The sequence below is a fragment of the Parvularculales bacterium genome (genome assembly GCA_036881865.1).
In the GTDB taxonomy this organism is placed as follows: domain Bacteria; phylum Pseudomonadota; class Alphaproteobacteria; order JAPOUT01; family JBAJNM01; genus JBAJNM01.
Window position 1 is genome coordinate 19,092 of sequence record JBAJNM010000009.1, and the last position, 22,856, is coordinate 41,947.

General features: G+C 51.9%; 20 protein-coding genes. 7 read left to right on the top strand and 13 right to left on the bottom strand.

The window, feature by feature from the left end:
* Positions 1 to 9 precede the first annotated feature (9 nt).
* Both grpE and hrcA read right to left on the bottom strand, forming a co-directional pair.
* Positions 10 to 828 (bottom strand): nucleotide exchange factor GrpE, encoded by an 819-nt coding sequence (gene grpE, locus V6Z81_03715; GenBank protein MEG9861595.1) that lies wholly within the window; start codon positions 826 to 828, stop codon positions 10 to 12.
* 85 nt (positions 829 to 913) lie between these two features.
* The gene (hrcA, locus tag V6Z81_03720) at positions 914 to 1,996 is read right to left on the bottom strand and encodes a heat-inducible transcriptional repressor HrcA (protein ID MEG9861596.1); all 1,083 of its coding nucleotides are present in this window, start codon (positions 1,994 to 1,996) and stop codon (positions 914 to 916) included.
* 233 nt (positions 1,997 to 2,229) lie between these two features.
* On the opposite strand from hrcA, the gene rdgB reads away from it, so the two are divergent.
* Positions 2,230 to 2,844, top strand: a complete 615-nt coding sequence (gene rdgB / locus V6Z81_03725; protein MEG9861597.1) for an RdgB/HAM1 family non-canonical purine NTP pyrophosphatase — start codon at positions 2,230 to 2,232, stop codon at positions 2,842 to 2,844.
* Positions 2,816 to 4,024 carry a radical SAM family heme chaperone HemW gene (hemW, locus tag V6Z81_03730; protein MEG9861598.1) on the top strand — a complete coding sequence of 403 codons (1,209 nt, stop codon included), beginning with the start codon at positions 2,816 to 2,818 and terminating at the stop codon, positions 4,022 to 4,024. The genes rdgB and hemW overlap by 29 nt, the downstream gene beginning before the upstream one ends.
* Here hemW and V6Z81_03735 read toward each other — a convergent pair.
* Entirely contained in the window at positions 4,009 to 5,544 is a 1,536-nt protein-coding gene (locus V6Z81_03735; GenBank protein MEG9861599.1) for a penicillin-binding protein activator, read from the bottom strand. The two genes, hemW and V6Z81_03735, sit on opposite strands and share 16 nt — an antisense overlap.
* A gap of 172 nt (positions 5,545 to 5,716) precedes the next feature.
* Here V6Z81_03735 and V6Z81_03740 point away from each other — a divergent pair, with 172 nt between their 5' ends.
* Positions 5,717 to 6,742 (top strand): tyrosine recombinase XerC, encoded by a 1,026-nt coding sequence (locus V6Z81_03740; GenBank protein MEG9861600.1) that lies wholly within the window; start codon positions 5,717 to 5,719, stop codon positions 6,740 to 6,742.
* A gap of 15 nt (positions 6,743 to 6,757) precedes the next feature.
* Here the strand turns inward: V6Z81_03740 and lpdA are convergent, their stop codons facing one another.
* The 10 genes from lpdA to V6Z81_03790 all read right to left on the bottom strand — a co-directional run bounded on the left by lpdA (position 6,758) and on the right by V6Z81_03790 (position 18,833).
* Positions 6,758 to 8,176 carry a dihydrolipoyl dehydrogenase gene (lpdA, locus tag V6Z81_03745; GenBank protein ID MEG9861601.1) on the bottom strand — a complete coding sequence of 473 codons (1,419 nt, stop codon included), beginning with the start codon at positions 8,174 to 8,176 and terminating at the stop codon, positions 6,758 to 6,760.
* A gap of 4 nt (positions 8,177 to 8,180) precedes the next feature.
* Positions 8,181 to 9,410 (bottom strand): 2-oxoglutarate dehydrogenase complex dihydrolipoyllysine-residue succinyltransferase, encoded by a 1,230-nt coding sequence (gene odhB, locus V6Z81_03750; protein ID MEG9861602.1) that lies wholly within the window; start codon positions 9,408 to 9,410, stop codon positions 8,181 to 8,183.
* Positions 9,411 to 9,445: 35 nt separating this feature from the next.
* The gene (locus V6Z81_03755; GenBank protein ID MEG9861603.1) at positions 9,446 to 12,346 is read right to left on the bottom strand and encodes a 2-oxoglutarate dehydrogenase E1 component; all 2,901 of its coding nucleotides are present in this window, start codon (positions 12,344 to 12,346) and stop codon (positions 9,446 to 9,448) included.
* 229 nt (positions 12,347 to 12,575) lie between these two features.
* Positions 12,576 to 13,451, bottom strand: coding sequence for a succinate--CoA ligase subunit alpha (sucD, locus tag V6Z81_03760; protein ID MEG9861604.1), 876 nt, complete (start codon positions 13,449 to 13,451; stop codon positions 12,576 to 12,578).
* Between the two features lie 13 nt (positions 13,452 to 13,464).
* Positions 13,465 to 14,634, bottom strand: coding sequence for an ADP-forming succinate--CoA ligase subunit beta (gene sucC, locus V6Z81_03765; GenBank protein MEG9861605.1), 1,170 nt, complete (start codon positions 14,632 to 14,634; stop codon positions 13,465 to 13,467).
* 34 nt (positions 14,635 to 14,668) lie between these two features.
* On the bottom strand, positions 14,669 to 15,742 hold the full coding sequence (locus V6Z81_03770; protein ID MEG9861606.1) for an MBL fold metallo-hydrolase: 1,074 nt from the start codon (positions 15,740 to 15,742) through the stop codon (positions 14,669 to 14,671).
* Between the two features lie 43 nt (positions 15,743 to 15,785).
* The gene (mdh, locus tag V6Z81_03775) at positions 15,786 to 16,760 is read right to left on the bottom strand and encodes a malate dehydrogenase (protein ID MEG9861607.1); all 975 of its coding nucleotides are present in this window, start codon (positions 16,758 to 16,760) and stop codon (positions 15,786 to 15,788) included.
* 45 nt (positions 16,761 to 16,805) lie between these two features.
* Positions 16,806 to 17,933 carry a cell division protein ZapE gene (gene zapE, locus V6Z81_03780; GenBank protein ID MEG9861608.1) on the bottom strand — a complete coding sequence of 376 codons (1,128 nt, stop codon included), beginning with the start codon at positions 17,931 to 17,933 and terminating at the stop codon, positions 16,806 to 16,808.
* A gap of 46 nt (positions 17,934 to 17,979) precedes the next feature.
* On the bottom strand, positions 17,980 to 18,435 hold the full coding sequence (locus tag V6Z81_03785; GenBank protein ID MEG9861609.1) for an ArsI/CadI family heavy metal resistance metalloenzyme: 456 nt from the start codon (positions 18,433 to 18,435) through the stop codon (positions 17,980 to 17,982).
* Complete coding sequence (locus V6Z81_03790; GenBank protein MEG9861610.1) at positions 18,432 to 18,833, bottom strand: metalloregulator ArsR/SmtB family transcription factor; 402 nt, start codon at positions 18,831 to 18,833, stop codon at positions 18,432 to 18,434. Before V6Z81_03790 ends, V6Z81_03785 begins: the two co-directional genes overlap by 4 nt.
* 124 nt (positions 18,834 to 18,957) lie before the next feature.
* On the opposite strand from V6Z81_03790, the gene V6Z81_03795 reads away from it, so the two are divergent.
* Genes V6Z81_03795 through V6Z81_03810 form a run of 4 tightly spaced genes read left to right on the top strand, consistent with a single transcriptional unit; the run spans position 18,958 to position 22,847 of the window.
* Positions 18,958 to 19,638, top strand: a complete 681-nt coding sequence (locus V6Z81_03795; GenBank protein MEG9861611.1) for a glutathione S-transferase family protein — start codon at positions 18,958 to 18,960, stop codon at positions 19,636 to 19,638.
* Positions 19,638 to 20,795, top strand: coding sequence for a tRNA epoxyqueuosine(34) reductase QueG (gene queG, locus V6Z81_03800; GenBank protein ID MEG9861612.1), 1,158 nt, complete (start codon positions 19,638 to 19,640; stop codon positions 20,793 to 20,795). Before V6Z81_03795 ends, queG begins: the two co-directional genes overlap by 1 nt.
* Positions 20,792 to 21,676, top strand: a complete 885-nt coding sequence (locus V6Z81_03805; GenBank protein ID MEG9861613.1) for an SDR family oxidoreductase — start codon at positions 20,792 to 20,794, stop codon at positions 21,674 to 21,676. Before queG ends, V6Z81_03805 begins: the two co-directional genes overlap by 4 nt.
* The gene (locus tag V6Z81_03810) at positions 21,669 to 22,847 is read left to right on the top strand and encodes a glycosyltransferase family 4 protein (protein ID MEG9861614.1); all 1,179 of its coding nucleotides are present in this window, start codon (positions 21,669 to 21,671) and stop codon (positions 22,845 to 22,847) included. The genes V6Z81_03805 and V6Z81_03810 overlap by 8 nt, the downstream gene beginning before the upstream one ends.
* The last annotated feature ends 9 nt before the right edge of the window (positions 22,848 to 22,856 follow it).

The following is a 22,856-nucleotide window of genomic DNA, read 5'->3' on the forward strand; positions in this document are numbered from 1 at the left end:
TTCCCGTTGTCAGGATTCATTGCTCTCAGAATTATCATTATTACCGCTGCCGATACTTGCACTCTCGTCCTTAGTCCTGTCATCCTCAGTACTATCGTCCCCGGTGCTTTCGGCATTTGCAACCCCCACCTGAGCGGCACGCAAAAGCCTGTCCTCAAGCACATAACCGACACGCACTACTTCTACAACGTGACCTGCCGGCAGATCCGTTCCCGGCATTTCAAACAGGGCTTCATGAAAATTAGGATCAAACCGCTCGCCTTTCGGATTAACAGGCTTCACCCCGTGACGCTCCATAATAGATAAAAACTCCCGCCGGGTGGCCTCTACGCCATCAACCAGCATCTTCACAGTATCCGGCCCCTCCTCAGCCTGACCCCGCACCGCCTCAAGCGTACGCTCCATATTATCCGCAACAGATAAAATATCGCGGGCCAGTTTCATAATACCAAAACGCCACGCTTCAGCCCTGTCGCGCTCGGCACGACGGCGGGTGTTTTCCATCTCAGCCATGGCCCGCAGTAGTTTTTCTTTCAGGGCGGCAACATCGTCCTCGGCATCTTCATCCGGGACATCCTCATCCGGCGGTTCGCCTGATGGTGACTCCCCTTCTTTGCCGGTGCCATTCTTGTCTGCACCCTCTTTGTCATCGCCGGCCGCCATTTGAGACCCGGCACTCCGGTCCTGCTCCTGTGCGCTCTCATCAGGCGGAGCATCCGCCGACCCGCTTTTCACCTCCCCTTTCACCTCATTGGCGACGGCGCTTTCATCGTCAAGCCCGCCTGAAGAAGGTGCAGAGGAAGATTGGGAAGAAGTTGTGTTGTCCATCGATCAAAATAACCTTATCTACAGTGTAGTTTTACCAGATTTTATACGGAAGAGAAGAGAGAGTATTCATATCATCGTAGCGGCCTCATCGCGACAGGCGGCCTATCATGCCGGCGGCAAAATCTACCACCGGAATAATACGCGCATAATTCAACCGGGTAGGCCCGATCACTCCCAGAGCACCAATGATGCGTCTATCGGCATTGCAATAGGGGCTTACGATCATTGATGATCCTGACAATGAAAACAATGACGATTCAGAGCCGATGAAAATCCGGATGCCTCCTGCACGTTCGGACAATTCCAGTAGTTTAATGAAATCCTCCTTGCGATCTAAATCATCCAAAAGATACTGGACCCGCTCAAGGTCTTCCATAGCCGTGACATCCTCCAAAAGACGGGAGTGTCCGCTGACAATCAGCGTTTTATCAAGAGACTCCCCTTCCCCCGCCTTGCCCGATTTCTGAACACCTGCCCATGTCGCCAACCCCGCCTCTATGACCCGCTGCGTTAGTTCATCCAATTCTGAACGTTGTGTTTTCATCTCCTGACGAATGCGCGAACGAGCCTCCTCAAAACTACCACTCCGCAAATGCCGGTTGAGAAAATTAGCGGCTTCCACCAACATAGCAGGCGGCAAGCCCTTTGGCACATCAATTAAGCGATTTTCCACCTGTCCTTCTTCCGTCACAACAACAACCAGAGCCCGGTCTGCCTCCACAGGCACAAACTCTATATGCTTCAAACCAACGTTCTGTCTGGGTGCCAGAACAAGACTGGCGCAATGACTTAAACCCGAAAGCAAACTCAGAGCCTCATTGAGAATATCGTCAACATTATTGCCAGCCCCCGTAAGATGACCCTCAATGCGGGCCTGCTCCTCCGTGGTGAGGTTGCTGACTTCCATCAGACTATCCACGAACAGCCGTAAGCCGGCATCGGTAGGCAGACGGCCGGCACTTACGTGAGGCGAGAATAACAACCCCATATCCTCTAAATCCGCCATAATACTGCGAACGGAAGCCGGTGACAGCGAGACGATAGAATCGCGGCTCACAAGACGTGAGCCTACCGGAGAACCGGTCTCCAGATAGGTTTCTACAATCTGGCGGAATATCACCCGTGAGCGTTCATTCAAATCCCGGATTGTGACAGATTTCGGCCTCATGACCCACTCCGCTCCGTTTCTGGTATAGTGTAAATTGCCATCATCATTATACTACCAGTCCACATATATTCATGTGCCTATCATATTTCCAGCACTGTTGTGCTTACGGGAGTTTTTATGTGTTCATCGGACCGATTGCCCGGCAGAATACACGCTATCACACTTAAATCGGGAATTTTCCGGTATGTGAATAAATCGTGTTTTGCGCATTGGCAGCAGGTTATATCGTAATTATGCCGCGTATTTTTTCCGGCGATCAACTCGTTGTGGCCAGCCATAACCAGGGTAAAATTAAAGAGATCGATGATCTCTTAACACCTCATGGCGTATCCGGCGTATCAGCAGCCACCCTCGGGCTGCCCGAGCCGGAAGAGACCGGCACGACATTTAAGGAAAACGCCATACTGAAAGCACGGGCAGCGGCTTCTCTTTCGGGGCTTCCGGCGCTGGGGGATGATTCCGGCTTGTCTGCAACTGCCCTTGACGGGGCCCCCGGATTATACTCTGCGCGGTGGGCAGGACCACAGCGCAACTTTGACGATGCCATGGCGCGTTTGTGGCAAGAAGTCGAGAAAACCAAAAACCCCGATCACAGTGCCCACTTTACAAGCGCTCTGGCTCTTGTCTGGCCTGATCATCACGTAGAAGTTTTTGAAGGATATGTTCACGGCGTTCTTGTCTGGCCTCCACGGGGGGGAAAAGGGTTTGGGTATGATCCCATGTTTCAGCCTGAGAGCCATAGTGTAACTTTTGGCGAAATGTCGCCCGATGAAAGACAGACCATCTCTCACCGCGCCCGTGCTTTTCACGATTTGATTCATGCATGCTTCACCCTCCGCGCACCTTAATGGCATCCCTTTGGGGATTTATATTCACTGGCCCTTTTGCCGGTCTATTTGCCCCTATTGCGATTTTAACGTCCACAAGGAGCGCTCCATCGACCAGCAACAATGGCGGGATGCCTTGTTGCGGGAAATTGACCATACAGCCTCCCTTATCGGAGCGCACAATATCGGAGCGCATAATCGCGTGGTGCAGAGCGTTTTTTTCGGGGGCGGCACGCCATCTCTGATGCCGCCGCAGACGGTGGCGGGCATTTTGGACCATATCGCCCATATCTGGCCGGTAGCAGAAAATATTGAAATCTCTCTGGAGGCTAATCCGGACGGTATGAACACCGCGCTCCTTAAAGATTTTCAAAGTGCAGGCATAAACCGTATTTCTCTTGGGGTACAAGCTCTTGATGATGATGCGTTACGTTTTTTGGGACGCCGCCATACGGCGACCCAGGCCCTTGAAGCCGTGCGCTTATCCAGAAGAATATTTGACACTGTATCCATGGACCTTATATATGGACGGCCTCAACAAAGTTTAGCTGACTGGGAGGGGGAACTCCAACGTGCTCTTGCTGAAAAAACAGACCATCTTTCTCTCTATCAACTGACCATAGAGCCGCGCACACCCTTTTACCGTTCCCGTGAGCGCGGACGTCTTGCCATGCCCGACGAAGACCGATTGGCGGATTTATTTGAAATCACCCGCGAGATCTGCGCTGCCGCCAACATGCCTGCTTATGAAATATCCAGCCATGGTCAGGAGGTCAACCGGTGTCGGCATAATCTTACCTATTGGAACGGTGGCGAGTATGCCGGTATAGGCCCCGGGGCCCACGGACGCATTGAATATGACAACCGGCGCTTTGCCACCCGCACCATATTGTCACCGGATGCGTGGCTTGCCCGTGTGGAGAGCGCCGGACACGGACTTGAAGTAATAGAGCCTTTAAATGGAGATGTATGCGGACAAGAACTCATCATGATGGGGTTGCGGCTTACGGAGGGCGTTTGCCTGAAGAAATACACCCGTCTGACCGGCAAGCCTCTTAATGCCCGCTTGGTAGAAAAACTGATGAAGGACGGCCTCATTTGGCAACAAGAAAATCGCCTCGGGGCAACTCTGCGAGGCGTTTTGGTTCTGGATAACATTATTGCTACCCTCTTAGCCGACAGCGACTATCTTAACCCCTGAAAATCGGCTTGCGGTCTTGCGGACACGGGCGGTCTTGCAAGAAAGGCCTGAGCTTCTGAAAATTCAGGTTCAGCTATCATATGAACACCATCGGGGCGGATTTCGTAAACCGCCAGCGCCCGATTTATCAAACCATCAGGATAAAATTTAAAATCACCTCCAATCCCGCTAAATCCTTCCTCATGGGTAATATCTGCGGCGGAAAAGCGAGGCGCACCGAATGTTTCCTTCCTAGGGCGCATTCTATAGAGAGCGGCTACCATCTGAAGAGCATCATAAGCGAGGATCGCCGAACGCGGCGGCGCATAGCCAAAGATTCCCGTATAGCGGCGCTCAAAATCTTCCCGAGGACCCTGAGGTGGAGCCGGATACCATCCCCCCTTCAGGGGTGGCACCTTTAGAAGAGAATTATCAGAATCCCATAACCCCGTGCCCATAAACTGAACCTCGCGGGGGTCAACATCAAAATAAGGAAATAACGGTGCTATGGCGTGAATTTCTTCTCTTCCTTCCGGTAGCAAGAGTGCCTGATAGGGCGGCTGTCCAAGGGTCTCACGATCTTCAAGTTCCTCAAGAGTTTTATCAATTTCTTCAAGGGTGGTAGCAGAGGCAAAGAGATTTTGCCCCTGTTCATACTCCTGCCCACCAACTTCCAGTCGATACGCCTCCGGTCGAGAGTTTTCCTGCACCGGTTGATACGCCTCCAGTTGAGAGATTTCTTCCAGACGCAAGCGCTGTTCTTCCAGACGCGAGCGCTCTTCTTCCAGACGCTTCTGACGCACATCGTAATAAGAGAACCAGCGTACAGCCTCCAGTAGTTCATCAATATCTACACGAGGGTAGGTCTGTAATGCTGCAACACTACCCCCCACCCGCACTACCTCTTCTTCAAACACCTGAGCAACACGCATTCCATAACGATCTTCCGGAACAAACGCCGCAAAATTATACAAATTCTCACTAACAGCAAAACGAATAATACGATCTACATCCTGCTCCGGAGGAAAGCCCATCAAATAAACACCATTACCGGCTATTTCTTTATCAGAAGAAAATGCCATCACAGGAATTCCATGAGGACGCGCAACATCGGCAACAACGCCCGTCACGCCAGAGAGCAATGGTCCCAAAATAATATCCGCACCCGCACGCACCGCCTCTTCCGCTGCATAGCGTGCACCGTCCGGCGTTCCTCGCGTATCCGCAGTTTTTAACACAAGGGTGGACAGGTTAGCCTCAAACAGAGCCATTTGAGCGGCGTCTAACATCGCCGTAGCAGTGCGCCGAACAGAGTCATCCTGCGCACTCAACGGTAGCAAAAGAACCATGCGCACTCTACCCCCCTGACCTATCGCCTCCGGTGAAGAAACAAGAGCGGAGGTCGTCGCCGGACCCTCGGAAGTTTGTGTAGCCGGTGTAGGAGACGATAGAGGGGAGGTGCAACCCGCCAGCACCACACCCGTAATAAACGCAAGAACCGATACGCGACGTAAGAGACAAATAGACGGGGAAAAATCCATGAGTTGTACTATCCGACAAACGCTACGCGCCTGTGGACTCTGCTTTGCTGCCACATATATCCGAACGTACTGGCAGTTTCGAGTGATGTAAACCTTTTGTCGCAGGCGACCTTTGAGGATAAAATAGCGTATTATAGACGAATCATGTCCCGATTCTGTTCCTTCTGATTGTATGCGCACCATCACCGACAGGCTTACGCCCCAGACCCCTACTTCCACACGGGCTTTGCTGACAGACTGGCTCGGCTGGCTTGAAAATGAACGCCGGTTTAGCCCCGCCACCGTTGAATCCTATGGCCGGGATGCGGTGGATTTTTTCACTTTTCTGGCGGACCACCTCAGTGAACCCGTAAACCCTTCTATGCTAGCCTCTCTGGAGGCTTCTGATTTTAGAGCCTTTCTTACCCGTCGCCGTGATCAGGGAGTGTCCAGCCGGTCGCTGGCCCGCACTCTTTCGGGTTTGCGTTCCTTTTTTGGATTTCTCGTTCAGAGTGAATCAATGGTGCCAGACAATGTCGCTCTTGCAGCCCTGAAGAGACTATCTTCTCCCCGACTGGCCCGTACCCTCCCCCGCCCCCTAACCCCCGAGGCAGCCAAAGCTCTTGTTAGTATGGAAGACAAAACGGGAAACGGAAACGACACGGAGAATAATACGCCAAACCGGCAAAGTCAGGATGACCCAAAAGATCACAAAAAACCTCAATGGATAATTGCCCGCAACAGTGCCGTTCTTTTGTTGCTGTATGGGTGTGGATTGCGATTGGGGGAAGCCCTATCCCTAACAGCAGACGTATTACCTCTGGGGGATAGTTTGATGATCCGTGGCAAGGGTGGCAAAGAGCGTCTTGTCCCCATCATACCGGTGGTGCGCGAGGCCGTTGCAGAGTATGCAGCGCTTTGTCCTTTTGCACTTGAAACAGGCAGTGCTTTGTTTAGAGGTGCACGTAGCGGTGCTCTGGGGCCCCGTGCGGTTCAGGCTGTTGTAGCCAAAGCGCGAGCGCGTCTTAGCCTACCCCCCAGTGCTACCCCCCATGCCTTACGCCACAGTTTCGCTACACATCTTTTAAGTGCCGGAGGTGATTTGCGAACCATTCAGGAATTATTGGGGCACGCGAGTCTCTCCAGCACCCAGATATATACTGCCGTAGACGACCAACATCTTCTTACTGTCTACAATAAAGCTCACCCTAGGGCGTGAAGACCAGGATAAGTCTTACATGTGGATGGCACGTTTTTCCACGTCGAGAGCGGCCTCTTTGACAGCTTCCGTAAGAGTAGGATGTGCATGGCACGTGCGCGCAATATCTTCCGAACACGCCCCAAACTCCATGGCGATAGCCGCTTCCGCTATCATATTACCGGCATCAACTCCCATGATGTGAACACCCAAAACGCGATCCGTTTCGGCATCTGCCAAAATCTTAACAAAACCATCCGTGGTGCGATTCACCTTAGCGCGGCCATTAGCAGTAAAGGGAAACTTGCCTGCTTTGTAAATTACACCCGCATTTTTTAACTGCTCCTCTGTCTGGCCAACAGCAGCCACCTCCGGTGCCGTATATACAACCCCCGGAATGACGTCATAGTTTACATGAGACCACTGACCGGCCAGATGCTCGGCCACCGCGACTCCTTCATCTTCTGCCTTGTGCGCCAACATAGGTCCGGCAATCACATCCCCTATGGCATATATCCCATCCACGCTGGTTTTGAAGTGAGCATCCGTTTCCACACGACCCCTGTCATCAAGGCGCACGCCCACATCCTCCAACCCCAAACCACCGGTATAGGCAATGCGCCCTATAGAAATCAGCGCCACATCGGCTTCCAGCACCCGCGTCTCGCCCCCTGTAGCAGGCTCTACATGAATCGCCAAATCACCATCACGTTTTTCAATAGCATTAACCTTTGTGCCTAATTCAAACTTCATACCCTGACGTTTCAGGAGGCGCTGAAACTGGCGGGAGATCTCGCCATCCATGCCGGGTGTGATGCGATCTAAAAACTCAACCACCGTCACCTGAGCCCCTAAACGACGCCACACAGACCCCAGTTCAAGGCCGATATAGCCGCCACCCACCACCAGCAGATGTTCCGGTACTTTCTCAAGAGATAAGGCACCCGTAGAGGAAACAATGCGTTTCTCATCAATCTCAATACCCGGTAGCGGGGCTACATCAGACCCTGTTGCAATAACAATACGTCCGGCAGTCAACTCGCGGCGCGTACCATCTGTAAAAAGAACCTCAACACGGCCCGGTGCCACAATACGAGCGTTCCCTCGTATATCGTCTACCTTGTTTTTATTAAATAAAAACTCGACGCCCTTCGTATTGCCCGTAATTCCTTCATCCTTGAAAGCCATCATCCTGATTAAATCAAGCCTGACACCATCCACGGCCACACCCATAGCATCCATATGAGCCGCTTCCTCGTAGAATTCAGATGCATGCAACAGCGCCTTTGAAGGAATGCACCCCACATTGAGGCAAGTTCCACCCGGTACGCCGCGTTTGTCTATACAGGCAACCGTCATCCCCAACTGCGCTGCCCGCACAGCACATACATAACCGCCCGGGCCCGAACCTATAACAATTAAATCAAACACCGATGATTCGGAAGTCTCAGTCATGTTGTCACAAACTCAGGAGCAAGCGGTGAGGATCTTCAAGGTTTTCCTTAATCCGCACTAAAAACGTTACCGCTTCACGCCCATCTACAAGTCGGTGATCATAAGAAAGGGCCAAATACATCATGGGTCGCACAACAATATTTCCGTCCACCACAACCGGACGATCCTGCACACGATGCATCCCCAAAATACCTGACTGGGGTGTATTCAAAATCGGCGTAGACATCAAGGACCCAAAAACACCACCATTAGATATGCTGAACGTACCGCCCTGCAAATCATCCATAGAAAGGCTTCCTTCACGGGCACGATGCCCAAAGTCACCTATGGATTTTTCTATATCCGCCAGACCCATAGATTGAGCATTCCGCAGTACCGGCACAACAAGGCCTTTATCAGTGGCTACCGCAATACCTATATGACAATAACGACGATAGATAATCTCATTATTATCAATAGAGGCATTCACTGAGGGAACCTCCTCAAGAGCTGCCACGCATGCGCGTACGAAGAAACTCATATAACCAAGTCGTACGCCATGTTTTTTTTCAAATAAATCCCGATATTCCGAACGTATCGCCTGCAACGCGCTCATATCAACTTCATTAAATGTCGTAAGAATAGCTGCCGTTTCCTGAGCAGCCTTGAGACGGGATGCAATCGTCTGACGCAACCGTGACATAGGGACACGCTCTTCCAGGGCGGACTCATCAACGGGCACGGAGGGGATAGAAACTCCACCGCCCCTCGCAGCACTCTCGGCGCGAACACCGGCAGCGATGGCATCCATGACGTCTTGTTTAACCACACGTCCACCTTTGCCGGTGCCCTGAATGGCGGCGGCATCCACATTATTTTCTTCCACTAAGCGCCGTGCAGAGGGCGGCAGAGGCACCTCAGAAGAGCCTGATGGGGGCGCAGACGGCGTTGCCGGGGATGATGAAGGAGCCTCAGGAGCAGGTGTTAATGATGCGGGAGGTGCTGCTTCAGGCACCTCTCCTTCCGTCAGAGAACCCAGCAATGTTCCCACTTCTACCGTCTCACCGTCGGCCACATCAATAGCAGACAAAACGCCGGATGCCGGAGCCGGAACCTCTACAGTCACCTTATCAGTTTCCAACTCCACAAGGGGTTCATCTGCCGTAACAGCATCGCCCGGTTGTTTAAACCATTGCGCTACAGTGGCCTCGGTAACCGACTCACCCAACGCAGGGACACGGATTTCTTTAGTCATAATTATTCATCCTCCGGTATGCCGGTTGTTGCCAATCAATCTATTTGCAAAGCTTCGGTAAGAAGCTGGTTTAGCTGGCTCATATGCTGGCTCATCAAGCCGGTGGCGGTAGATGCACTCGCCGGTCTGCCAGCATAGCGGGCACGACGATAACGGGCATCAATATGCCCCAACACCCATTCAATATAGGGCTCTATAAAACTCCATGCGCCCATATTTTTGGGCTCTTCCTGACACCATATAACCTCAGCATTCGAAAAGCGTGAAAGTTCTTCTGCCAAACTCCGAACCGGAAACGGATAGAGTTGCTCAAGGCGCATAATATAGACGTCGTTAATGCCGCGTTTTTCTCGCGCCTCATGGAGGTCGTAGTAGATTTTTCCGGAACACAACACAACACGGCGTATTTCATTATCTGGTTTGAGTTCAACAAACCGGCCTTTTTGGGTTTGCGCTTCATCTCTCAGTATACGGTGGAAGGAGGCAGATGAAGAGAAGTCTTCAAGAGAGGACACGCACAATTTGTGACGTAGCAGAGATTTTGGCGTCATCAAGATGAGAGGTTTGCGGAAACTGCGATGCAACTGACGGCGCAAAATATGAAAATAATTTGCAGGCGTACTGCAATTTGCAACCTGCATATTGTCTTCGGCACATAATTGAAGGTAGCGCTCTAATCTGGCGGAAGAATGCTCCGGCCCCTGACCTTCATAGCCGTGGGGCAACAGCATCACAAGGCCACTCATGCGCAACCATTTATGCTCGCCAGATGAGATAAATTGATCAATCACCACCTGAGCACCATTGGCAAAATCACCAAATTGCGCTTCCCATAAAACCAGCGTCCTGGGCTCGGCCAAAGAGTAGCCATACTCAAAGCCCAAAACAGCGGCCTCTGACAGCATAGAGTTAACCACCTCAAAATTAGCCGGACCGGAAGATATATGATTAAGAGGAATATACCGGTCTTCCGTCTCCTGATCTGTCAACACCGAATGACGTTGCGAGAAAGTCCCCCTTTCACAATCCTGACCAGACAAGCGCACAGAAAATCCATCTTCCAACAAAGTTGCAAACGCTAAAGCCTCCGCTGTTGCCCAATCAATGTTTGAACCGCTTTCAAACATTTGGCATTTAGCATCCATAAGGCGGCGAATAGTGCGGTGGGCATTAAAATCATCAGGAACCGTACTGAGCTTAAGGCCGATTTTCCGCAATTTTTCCAGATCAACCGCCGTTTCACCGCGACGCTCATTGCCTCTGGCCTGCTCAAGACCTGTCCAGCGCCCATCCAGCCAATCTGCCTTGTTGGGACGATAATTATTGGCTACGGCGAAGTCTGCATCCAGCTGTTTGCGGAACCCGGCACGCTGATGCTCTACTTCATCTTTGGTAACCACCCCCTCTGCAATCAGTTTTTCTGCATACAGAGTAAATGTAGTCGGGTGATTCTTGATGGTTTTATACATCAGGGGCTGAGTGAACATTGGTTCATCACTCTCATTGTGACCATAACGGCGATAACAAATCATATCAATGACGACCGGTTTGCCAAATTTCTGCCTAAACTCGGTAGCAATACGAGCAGCGAACACCACTGCTTCCGGATCATCTCCGTTAACGTGGAAGATGGGAGACTGCACCATTTTAGCTACATCAGAAGGATAAGGCGATGACCGCGACAAATGAGGCGCCGTAGTAAAACCTATTTGATTGTTAACGATAAAGTGGATAGCACCGCCCGAGCGATGGCCTTTCAATCCGGACAGCCCGAAGCATTCCGCTACAACCCCCTGCCCCGCAAAAGCAGCATCACCGTGCAACAACAAAGGCAACACAGATTGGCGCGCCGTATCTTGTGCCTGATCCTGCTTAGCCCGCGCTTTGCCCAAAACAACCGGATCAACAATTTCCAAATGGGAAGGATTAGCGGTTAAGGACAAATGCACTTTGTTGCCATCAAACTCTCTATCAGACGATGACCCCAGGTGATATTTCACATCTCCGGAGCCTTCCACGTCTTCCGGATTGGAAGAGCCACCTTGAAACTCGTGAAAGATGGCCTGAAAGGGCTTGTGCATAACATTGCCCAGCACATTGAGCCTGCCGCGATGTGGCATGCCCAGAACAATCTCCCGCACACCCATATTGCCACCTCTTTTGACAATCTGCTCTAATGCCGGAACCATAGCCTCACCACCATCTATGCCAAAGCGTTTGGTGCCGGTGTATTTTGTATTCAGGAAAGTCTCAAAACCTTCCGCTTCCATGAGCTTCCACAACATCGCCCGCTTTCCCTCGGCAGTAAAAAATATCTCTTTGTCCGGCCCTTCAATGCGCTCTTGAATCCATGCTTTTTCTTCAGGGTCAGAGATGTGCATGAACTCTACTCCCAAAGTGCCACAATAGGTGCGTTTGAGAATGGCCAACATCTCTTGAATGGTGGCTGTCTCTAACCCCAACACATTATCAATGAAAATTGGACGATCCATATCGGCTTCTGTAAAGCCATAACTCTCAGGCAGTAACTCCGGATGAGATTTTACTTCCGCCAAACGCAACGGATCCAAATCACCGGCAAGATGACCACGAATACGATAGGCACGTATCATCATAAGTGCACGTACAGAATCAAGAGTTGCACTGCGCACTTCCTCCTGTCCTATGTCGCCTGAGCGAGATTCAATTTTTTTCCTGAGAGCAGCGGTGACATCCTCATCCACTAAACTGTTTGCCGACTGTAACCGGTCGCGACGCGCCCATGACGGGCCATCCGCATCCGCTCCGCCTACAGAGTCAAAAAACGCACGCCACTCAGAATCAAGTGCCTCGTTGTTCTGACGGTATTGAGCATAAAGATGATCCATGTATGAAATGTTGCCGCTATTAAGAAAAGAAGCGTCCTTTGATGCCATTCCAGATGTTTTCTGTGCCATGATATATAATGTGCCTACAGATCCTTAATCATTAGTGTACACCCGTTAGTGTAGATATAGAGCGTTCCGGTTTTTTATCACACCCCTGTTGCCGGGTCACAACAATTTGCTATCTGGCCTCCTTTGGCCATCCGGGGACATAAACAGTTGATTTTTCGCGCTATAACAAACCATTTAAAGGATTTGCCGACCCCTCCTCATGTGAGCCCTGTATTTTAAAAACCACTCATTAGTGAGAGAGGTGCTCTGCCAAAGTTGACCCCAGCGTTGCCGGAGAAGACGAGACGATAACCCCTGCCAAACGCATCGCCTCAATCTTATCTTCAGCGCTCCCGGCCCCTCCGGCAATAATAGCCCCTGCGTGACCCATGCGTCGCCCGGGTGGGGCGGTTACTCCAGCGATAAAGCCAACAACCGGTTTTTTTATGGAAGAGTTTTTAAGAAAATCAGCAGCCTCTTCTTCTGCCGTTCCACCGATTTCACCAATCATGATGATGGACGTTGTCTCATCGTCCGCTAAAAACATCTCCAGACAATCAATGAAATTGGTACCGTTCACCGGGTCTCCCCCAATGCCAATACACGTGCTTTGCCCCAGACCCACGGCCGTAGTCTGAGCCACCGCTTCATAAGTTAGCGTACCGGAACGAGAGACAATACCCACCGACCCGGATTGGTGGATGTGTCCCGGCATAATACCAATTTTACACGCCCCGGGTGTGATAACACCAGGGCAGTTAGGCCCTACCAGTCGAGTACGGCTGCCTTGCAGAGCACGTTTTACCTTAACCATATCCATAACAGGAATACCTTCAGTGATGCATACCACCAACTCCAGTTCAGAAGCGATTGCCTCCAAAATGGCATCAGCCGCAAAGGGCGGAGGCACATAGACAGCACTTGCAGTAGCCCCTGTTTGCTCAACGGCTTGTTGAACCGTATCAAAGACCGGCAAATCAAGATGGCTCTCCCCCCCCTTGCCGGGTGTTACCCCACCCACCATCCTGGTACCATAGGCAATGGCTTGCTCAGAGTGAAACGTCCCCTGAGCGCCCGTAAACCCCTGACAAATAACCCGCGTTTGCGCATCAATCAGCACCGCCATGACCTGTCCCCTTTTACTTTTTGTTTCCGCTCATGGCGGCTGTAATTTTCTCTGCCGCATCGCCAAGATCACTAGCGGTGATTACCGACAATCCGGATTCAGCAAGTATCTTTTCCCCTTGCTCCACATTTGTGCCTGCCAGACGCACCACAAGGGGCACATCAAGGTTGACATCCTGAGCGGCCGCGACAACACCCTCAGCGATAATATCGCAGCGCATAATGCCGCCAAAGATATTGACCAAAATACCGCGTACTGATTCATCAGAGAGAATAATTCTAAACGCCTGGGTTACTTTCTCCCGGGTCGCCCCCCCGCCAACATCAAGAAAGTTAGCCGGAGACGAGCCAAACAGTTTGATAATATCCATCGTAGCCATAGCCAACCCTGCACCGTTGACCATACACCCTACCTCGCCATCCAGTTTAATGTAGTTAAGGTCATGACCGGAGGCTTCAACTTCTGCGGGATCTTCCTCGGTTTCATCCCGCAAATCCATAAGTGCCCTGTGTCGGTAAAGAGCGTTATCTTCCAGAGATACTTTGGCATCAAGACACACCAGTGCACCCAAACCTGTCACAACAAGAGGGTTTATCTCAAGCAGACTCATATCACTCTCCACAAACGCTCTGTATAAAGTGTGCGTCAGAGCCACAGCCTGTTTAACACTATCTCCCTCAAGACCCAGAGCAAAAGCAATACGCCGACCATGAAACCCGCTAATGCCGGTGGCCGGGTCAACAGAGACCGTAACGATTTTCTCCGGTGTATTCGCTGCAACCTCTTCAATATCCATACCCCCCTCAGTGGATGCAATAAACGCCAAACGGCCCGTTGCACGGTCTACCAGCAAAGACAAATAAAGTTCGCGCGCAATATCCGCACCCTGTTCGATATAAAGCCGATTGACACGTTTACCCCCCGGACCCGTCTGATGAGTAATCAGCGTCATGCCCAGCATGCGCTCTGCCTCAGTGCGTACCTCCTGCACAGACTTCACCACTTTCACACCACCGCCCTTGCCGCGCCCACCTGCGTGAATCTGCGCTTTCACTACCCATGGCCCTTCAAGACTCTCGGCAGCCTTAACAGCCTCATCCACCGTGAACGCCGCTTTGCCTTTGGGCACCGGCGCATCATACTCTGCCAGCAACGCCTTTGCCTGATATTCATGAATGTTCATCTGTTCCCTGCCAACCCCGCGCGTTTATGGTGTGTCATTCAATAATGTCAATCTCACGAGACCCCGCAGGTAACGCAATATGTAATCCGTCATAGCCCAGCATAGTCCCTTCAGGGCGTATGTCGTCTACCCCGCGCATGAATATATCCACCATCAGGTCATTGAGAAGAGCCGGTACAATATGGGTGAGTACCAAAAGCCCCGCACCGGCCTCATTGGCACTTTCCGCAGCTTCCACGGGCGTTGCGTGATAATCCGTAATATCATGAAATATGGCAGCTATATTGGGTAATCCGGCCTCCTTAGCGTGGCGGGAAAGGGCCATCACCATATCCTTATTGAGAGCCTCGTGAATCAACACGTCTGTCCCGGCCCCTACCCGGGCGATATTGTCATGCTTGACCGTATCCCCGCTAATCACCACAGAGCGGTCTTCGTAATCAACCCGATAGCCATAAGCCGGAGCAACCGGTGCGTGATCGACCAAAAACGCCGTTACCCTGAAGTTACCATCATCCAAAACAATAGTTTCTGCCCCGGCATCACTGACTATAACCTCATGGAAAACAAGAGGTGCGGCAGCGGCAGGTACAACCGCCTCTCCATGATGGGCAATACGATAGCCGTCATCCAGATGGTAGGCCTCTTCAAATCCATTGACGACTCTCTCCACACCCGGCGGGCCATAGACATCAAGAGGCTTTATGCGTCCCGCCGCCCAGCTTTGCAGAGCCACATCGCCCAGACCACTAATATGATCGGAATGCAAATGGGTAAAGATCACCCCATCCAGCGAGGCTTGAGGTAACAGGGCACGCGCCAAAGTCTGGCTTGAGGCTGCTCCTGCATCAAACAGCAAAAAATGTCCCCCCGCCAAAACCGCCACACACGGCCCGGCGCGTGACGGGTCGGGAATGGGTGAGCCGGAGCCGCACACGATAACATCCAGCGTATCATTATCCAGAAGTTCTGTTCCCGGAAACTGAAAAGCCGCCTGCAAGGCTCTTTCAAATAAAGCGTCCTGTACGGCCGGCACCTGAAGTGCCGCCCACACGCCGCCAGCCCCTACCGCTACCACGACCACAATACCGATGAGTATTTTTCTCATACTATCCTCTCCTACACTTGTTGTTACTTATTATTTAGCAGGATTATTTGGTGGGTTTTGCAGATCGGCGTTCAATTTTTTTACACGCGGTTACCAACCCCTTAACCGCCTTGACAGAATTATTGAACATCGTTTTTTCAGCGCGGTCCAGTTTGATTTCTACAATCCGCTCCACACCCTTAGCGCCGATGACCACCGGTACGCCGACATAAATACCCTTAACGCCATACTCGCCGTTTAACCAGGCGGCACACGGCAGAACACGTTTCTTGTCTTTAAGGTAAGCCTCTGCCATATCCATAGCCGCCGTAGCAGGAGCATAAAAAGCAGAGCCTGTCTTAAGGAGACCTACAATCTCCGCACCACCATCTCTGGTGCGCTGAATAATATCGTCCAGACGCTTCCGGGTTGTCCATTTCATCGCCACCAAATCCGGAAGAGGTATCCCTGCCACCGTAGAATAGCGCGGCAAAGGCACCATGGTATCGCCATGCCCCCCCAGCACAAAGGCTGTAACATCTTCAACTGAAACGCCGAACTCTTCCGCCAGAAAACACCGAAAGCGGGCCGAGTCCAGAACTCCCGCCATACCCACCACCCGGTTTTTTGGCAACCCACACGCTTTTTGCAGTGCCCACACCATAGCGTCCAGAGGGTTGGTGATGCAGATAACAAAGGTATTGGGCGCATATTTTTTTATGCCTGCACCCACCTGTCCCATAACTTTGAGATTAATCTCCAGCAAATCATCCCGGCTCATACCCGGTTTGCGCGGTACACCGGCGGTGACAATCACCACATCCGCCCCCTTAATGGCACTATAACGGGAAGCACCGGAAAAGTGAGTATCATATCCCTCAACCGGGGACGATTGCGCTAAATCCAACGCTTTGCCCTGAGGAATGCCATCCATAATATCAAAGATAACAACATCACCCAGATTCCTAAGGCCTGCCAGATGAGCTAACGTTCCACCAATTTGTCCACCCCCGATGAGGGCTATCTTGTTACGCGTCATGTTTTGTTCTCCGCTCTACTCCTGTCCCCTACCCAACTTACTCTATCACGCTCTGTCCTGCGGCAATACCCCATGGCCACGCTCCAGATATGCCACCGACTGCATCTCAGCCAAACGCGAAGCCGTACGACGAAACTCAAAACTGCCATCCCCTGCCGGATAAATCGCCTCCGGCAATGCCGCCGCCGACATTACCAGTTTAGAACCATGCTCATAAAGTATATCAATAAGACTTACAAATCGCGCTGCTTCATTGCGCTTTTCCGGAGCTAATACCGGCACCCCATCAATCATCAACGTATGGAACCGGCTAGCCAGCGCACCATAATCCGCCACCCCCAAAGGCCGTGCGCACAGTTCCTCAAAAGAAAACCGCGCAGCCCCCATGGCAGCGCACGGCACCGTCAAAGTACGCCCCTTAACCTCAGCCGTCATGACCATAGGCGGGGTACCACCGGTTAACCGTTCAAATGCCTCATCCATGGCAACAACTGCTGCCTCATTCAGCGGTGAGAAATAAACCGGACGGCCCCCAAGTCGGTTGAGGCGGTAGTCTGTATCGCCATCCAACTCCAACACCATCATGTGGTCATGCAACAAATCAATAAACGGCAAAAAGCGTTGCCGATTTAACCCCCCTTCGTAAAGCCCTTCCGGTGCACGATTGGATGTCGCGACCACCACAACCCCCAGATCAAACAAATGCGAAAACAAACGGCCTAAAATAGACGCGTCCGCGATATCCGTGACCTGGAACTCATCAAAACACAACAACGCCGCTTCGTGGGCAATATCCCGCGCTACCGGCGCTATAGGGTCACCACCCCCGCTACCACGTGATGATTTTTCTCCTTCACGCCACGTAAAAATACGCTCATGAGTCTCCGCCATAAAGGCATGAAAATGAACCCGGCGTTTGTTTGTCAAAGGAGCCGTATCAAAAAACATGTCCATTAACATGGATTTACCCCGCCCCACGCCTCCCCAAATATAAAGCCCTTTTGGCGGCTGACTCCTGCGACGAAATCCCGGCACACCAAAGCGCTTACCCTTCCCATAACGCCCCAGAGCATTATGCAAAGCCTCAAGACGCGCAACCGTTGCCGCCTGCGCCACATCCACCTCAATGCAGTCGGAGGTTACCAGCTGGTCGTAAACAACAATCGGGGTCACGACATTATCTGGTCCCTTTTATGTATGTCGGCGCCAAAAACTATCCTCAACACCCACAAGCACACCCCGTCGCAGACGGTTTATCCAACAACTCACCCTCTTTCAGTGCACCAGAGACTCCGGGCTGCCCATACTCGTCGCTAGGATGGCGCGTATAAAACGCCTCCCACGCCACCGATTGAGGATCAAGCACCCAATTTTTGTCAGACACTGCATAGCAACACGTGGTCTGCTCTTGTTCCAGAACCTCACCGCCTGAAGCGGCTCTAAAACGTTTATATAAATCTTGCAACTCATCCTCACTCTCAACTTGAATCCCCACATGAGAAAAACCAATAGCCTCACCACGAGACTCAATCACAAAATTGACCCGCGGATCCTCCAACATCCACTTAGCATAATCCTGTTTGAGCACCGTCGGCGGCGTACCAAATAAGGCGCTGTAAAAACGAACCGAATGCTCCAAATCCTTAACGGAAAAACTAACGTGTAATCTTTTCATGAGATTTTCTCCTGTTCTTTGGCACTATATGACAAATGACATGCCCCACCACAGCAATCTTCGAGCAGCCACTCAACCAAATCATTCATGCAGGTTAAATTAGCCTCGTAAATTAAAGAACGTCCTTCGCGACGCACTGTTATAAGTCCGGCGTTTGTCATATCTTTAAGATGAAACGAAAGAGTAGCAGAGGGCACATCCAACAATTGCGCTAAGTTCCCTGCCGCAAGCCCACTTCCAGTTCCATCCGGGCTGTAGGCACTCACCAGGGCACGAAACGCCGCGAGACGGGTCTCCTGCGACAGGGCGCTGAGGATTACGAGGGCATTTTTCATTTCCATAATTCTAAATATATAAAAACATAGCGTATCTGTCAACCTTCCCTCCATATTTTCCATATTCCCCTCGGTTTTTTATGAGCAAATATCATCACCGTATCGGTGTACCCCTAAGTCAGGCATAAACAGAAACTGTTTTCACTTCAAAGCCAATCCTACATTCATGTAGTATGACGGACTCACTATGCGTACACTTCATCATGGGATTTTGTGCCCCTTCAGCCGTAAAGTACGCCTTCTTCTGGCAGAGAAGGCTATACCCTTCCAGCTTGTGGAGGAGCCCCCCGGCTCATGCAGTGAGAAATTGCTTTCTCTCAACCCTGCCGGTGAAACGCCGGTTCTTATAGAGGCCGGCGGCCGCATTATCGCCGGGCACCGTGCCATTGAAGAGTATCTGGAGGAAGTCTACCCTGAGGTTTCTTTACTGCCTGAAACTATTGAGGACCGTGCCGAGACCCGCCGCCTGGTTTCATTATTTGATGGTCGTATAAACGATGAAGTCACGCGTATTTTTGTCTACCAAAAAATAACCCGTCGGTTTATCCCCGCCCGTGAGGGCGGTGGTTCGCCGGACACGGCATATCTGAAGGCGGGACAGCATCAGCTAAGCCTCCACCTCGCATATATCAATCATCTGGCAGAACAACGAAACTGGCTGGCAGGGGACAAGATGAGCCGCGCCGACCTTGCAGCAGCTGCTCATTTTTCTTGTCTGGATTATTTGGGCGATGTGGCGTGGGAAAACCATCCCGACCTCAAAAGCTGGTATGTACGGCTTAAATCACGACCATCCTTTCGCGCCCTGCTGAAGGATCGCATAGCCGGTACACTCCCGCCGGATAATTATACCAATCTTGATTTTTGATGATTGCTCCTTCCACACTTCAGGCGCGCCAAAGCCCCCGGACACGGAAGCATATTGAGCAGATGGCCACTGCTTGCGGATTAGATGCCATCGGCATCACTCATCCCACAGCAATTGCCGGACCGGGCAGGCGCCTTGAGCAATTTCTTGAGTCAGGCCGGCATGGCGATATGGACTGGATGGAGCGTCATCAGGACCGGCGCGCCTCTCCGGCAACACTTTGGCCGGACGCCCGCTCTGTCATTATGTTGGGCATGAATTACGGCCCTTCGGACAATCCTCTCGCTGTGCTAAAAAAATCCGGCCATGGGGCCATCTCTGTTTATGCACGTGGTAAGGATTACCATGATGTTTTCAAAAAGCGCCTGAAGCGACTCGCCCGTGATATTCATGATGAATGGCACGCTCAGGTTAAAGTGTTTGTGGACACGGCACCCCTGATGGAAAAACCGCTTGCAGCGGCGGCAGGTCTGGGCTGGCAGGGCAAGCACACCAATCTGGTTTCGCGTGATCATGGGTCGTGGCTATTTTTAGGCGCTATCCTGACAAATCTTGCTCTACCGGACGACACACCTCATGAAAATCATTGCGGCAGTTGCCGTGCCTGTTTGGATGTATGCCCCACCCATGCTTTTCCGGCGCCTTATCAACTGGACGCGCGGCGTTGTATTTCTTACCTCACCATTGAGCATAAAGGACACATTGATTCTTCGTTGCGTCCCTTAATGGGCAATCGCATTTACGGATGCGATGATTGCCTCGCCGTCTGTCCATGGAACCGCTTTGCCCGACAGACACAAGAGATGGCCTTTCATCCCCGTAAAGAGTTACAAGCCCCTCTTCTCGAGGAATTGGTAACATTGGATGACAAAACCTTCCGCGCTTTGTTTTCCGGTTCTCCCATAAAACGTATTGGACGGACACGGTTTGTACGCAATGTGTTGATTGCTATAGGCAATTCTGCATGTCGCCCCCTTGCGGCAAGAGCAGAATCCCTTATAGATGACCGAGAGCCTTTAGTGCGAGCCATGGCGGTATGGGCGCTGGCCCGCCTTGACCCTTCACGTCATGAGGTTTTGAAAAGCCGGGCATTGCCTTATGAGCAGGACATCTACGTTCGCCGGGAATGGCATCGAAGGAGGAGTGATACATTATGACCGCCTTGCGCTTGTTTTGTTTTGGATATGGCATGAGTGCCGCCGCGCTGGCGAACCGCTTGCAACCCCGTGGCTGGCGCATTGCCGGTACCTGCCGAACACCGGAAAAACTGGCGCATCTTAGCCGGAACGGCGTTGATCCTTTTTTGTTTGACGGTCAAACTCCCATGGTTGACGCGAAAGGCGCCCTTGCCGATACGAGCCATGTGCTTATTTCCATCCCCCCTGATGAGGAGGGCGATGTAGTCATACGCCATCATGGTACGACACTTGGTGCTTTGGAGACACGCCGCTGGTGCGGTTATTTATCAACCACCGGTGTCTATGGTGTGCGGGATGGATCGCTGGTTGACGAAACAACACCCACACACCCCACTACGGAGCGCGGCAAGCGACGGCAGAGTGCAGAACGGGAATGGAATTCTTTCGGAAAGATGTATAACTGGCCGGTTCATATCTTTCGGTTGGCAGGTATATATGGCCCCGGACGCAATGCTCTTTGTAGTCTCCGGCAAGGGCGGGCGCGGCGTATCAATAAACCCGGACAGATGTTTTCTCGTATTCATGCAGATGATATTGCTGCTGTTCTGGACGCCTCCATAACCCAACCCCGGGCCGGAGCCATATATAACGTGTGTGATAATGAACCTGCCCCTCCTCAGGATGTGGTCACGTTTGCAGCCAGCCTTTTGAACATTGACCCACCACCCCTTGAGCCGTTTGATAGCGCCGGTTTGTCGCCCATGGTGAGGAGGTTTTATTCTGAAAACAAGCGGGTTAATAATCAACTTATTACCCGGGAGCTAGGCGTTCAACTGGCCTACCCTACCTATCGGGAGGGCTTACGGGCGCTGGCAAAACAGGGCGAGGGCCATGGCTAAGGCAAAGCCTTGTGTGATGCAAATCATTCCGCGCCTTGAGGGTGGTGGTGCAGAACGCACCACGGTGGATGTTGCCACGGCCCTTGTTTCTGAAGGCTGGTTGCCTCTTGTGGTCAGCGCAGGGGGGCATCAGGTAGCTGCCATTGAGGCCATTGGAGCTGAGCACATCTGCCTGCCTGTGCACTCAAAAAATCCTGTAACTATCGTTCATAATATCAGACGCCTCCGTCACCTCATAGACAAGCATCAGGTAGATTTATTGCACGTACGCTCACGTGCACCGGCATGGAGTGTCTTGCGGGCAGCCCGGCGGTGCAACATACCTCTTGTGGCCACCTGGCATGGTGCCGTTCCGGACGGTCCGGCACTGAAAATCTTCTATAGCAGCGCCCTTGTGCGTGGCGATGTTGTGATTGCCAATTCTTGTTACACGGCAGAGAGAATAAAAATACGCTACCCTCGCCGTATAGCACGTCTTATTACTATTCACCGTGGCACAGACTTAGCGGCCTATGACCCGAAAAAAGAAGATTCCACCCGCACCACACGCTTCAGGCAGCAATGGAACGTGGGCACGGAAAGCATGTTAGCACTCATGCCTGCCCGTCAGTCACGCACAAAAGGCCATGATTGCGTAATAGAGGCGCTGGCTCAGCTTGACCCTGATTACCGACCGGTTGTGGTTTTTGCCGGTGGCTATGATTGGCAAAATGCGTATGGCATCCGCTTAAAAAATAAAGCCTGTGATTTGGGAGTAAAAGACGCCGTGCGGTTCGTGCCGCACATTGATGATATGCCCGGAGCATGTTGGGCAGCTGACATTATATTATCCCCTTCTTTGCAGGCGGAAGCCTTCGGACGGGTGGCGGTAGAGGGGCAAGCGGCAGGCCGTCCGGTAATTGTCGCAGACCATGGCGGTGCCCGAGAGACCGTTATCAACGATAATGAAGCGACTGCAACAGGCTGGCGGATAACGCCCGGGGATGCCACCACTCTGGCCCGCGCTTTACAAGAAGCCGCTGCCATGGGCCCGAAAGGCCGCACTATTATGGGTCAACGTGGTCGTAATTTTGTGGCTCCACGTTTTTCGTTGGATGCTATGTGTTCGGCCACTCTTGACGTTTATCGATCGCTTCTGCACTCTCCTCGACACTCCAGCCATGCAACATAAGAGAACACA

Excerpts from the sequence above, each read along its gene's own strand:
- grpE (MEG9861595.1), bottom strand. The coding sequence starts at position 828 with ATGGACAACACAACTTCTTCCCAATCTTCCTCTGCACCTTCTTCAGGC.
- hrcA (MEG9861596.1), bottom strand. The coding sequence starts at position 1,996 with ATGAGGCCGAAATCTGTCACAATCCGGGATTTGAATGAACGCTCACGG.
- rdgB (MEG9861597.1), top strand. The coding sequence starts at position 2,230 with ATGCCGCGTATTTTTTCCGGCGATCAACTCGTTGTGGCCAGCCATAAC.
- hemW (MEG9861598.1), top strand. The coding sequence starts at position 2,816 with ATGCATGCTTCACCCTCCGCGCACCTTAATGGCATCCCTTTGGGGATT.
- V6Z81_03735 (MEG9861599.1), bottom strand. The coding sequence starts at position 5,544 with ATGGATTTTTCCCCGTCTATTTGTCTCTTACGTCGCGTATCGGTTCTT.
- V6Z81_03740 (MEG9861600.1), top strand. The coding sequence starts at position 5,717 with ATGCGCACCATCACCGACAGGCTTACGCCCCAGACCCCTACTTCCACA.
- lpdA (MEG9861601.1), bottom strand. The coding sequence starts at position 8,176 with ATGACTGAGACTTCCGAATCATCGGTGTTTGATTTAATTGTTATAGGT.
- odhB (MEG9861602.1), bottom strand. The coding sequence starts at position 9,410 with ATGACTAAAGAAATCCGTGTCCCTGCGTTGGGTGAGTCGGTTACCGAG.
- V6Z81_03755 (MEG9861603.1), bottom strand. The coding sequence starts at position 12,346 with ATGGCACAGAAAACATCTGGAATGGCATCAAAGGACGCTTCTTTTCTT.
- sucD (MEG9861604.1), bottom strand. The coding sequence starts at position 13,451 with ATGGCGGTGCTGATTGATGCGCAAACGCGGGTTATTTGTCAGGGGTTT.
- sucC (MEG9861605.1), bottom strand. The coding sequence starts at position 14,634 with ATGAACATTCATGAATATCAGGCAAAGGCGTTGCTGGCAGAGTATGAT.
- V6Z81_03770 (MEG9861606.1), bottom strand. The coding sequence starts at position 15,742 with ATGAGAAAAATACTCATCGGTATTGTGGTCGTGGTAGCGGTAGGGGCT.
- mdh (MEG9861607.1), bottom strand. The coding sequence starts at position 16,760 with ATGACGCGTAACAAGATAGCCCTCATCGGGGGTGGACAAATTGGTGGA.
- V6Z81_03785 (MEG9861609.1), bottom strand. The coding sequence starts at position 18,435 with ATGAAAAGATTACACGTTAGTTTTTCCGTTAAGGATTTGGAGCATTCG.
- V6Z81_03790 (MEG9861610.1), bottom strand. The coding sequence starts at position 18,833 with ATGGAAAATATGGAGGGAAGGTTGACAGATACGCTATGTTTTTATATA.
- V6Z81_03795 (MEG9861611.1), top strand. The coding sequence starts at position 18,958 with ATGCGTACACTTCATCATGGGATTTTGTGCCCCTTCAGCCGTAAAGTA.
- queG (MEG9861612.1), top strand. The coding sequence starts at position 19,638 with ATGATTGCTCCTTCCACACTTCAGGCGCGCCAAAGCCCCCGGACACGG.
- V6Z81_03805 (MEG9861613.1), top strand. The coding sequence starts at position 20,792 with ATGACCGCCTTGCGCTTGTTTTGTTTTGGATATGGCATGAGTGCCGCC.
- V6Z81_03810 (MEG9861614.1), top strand. The coding sequence starts at position 21,669 with ATGGCTAAGGCAAAGCCTTGTGTGATGCAAATCATTCCGCGCCTTGAG.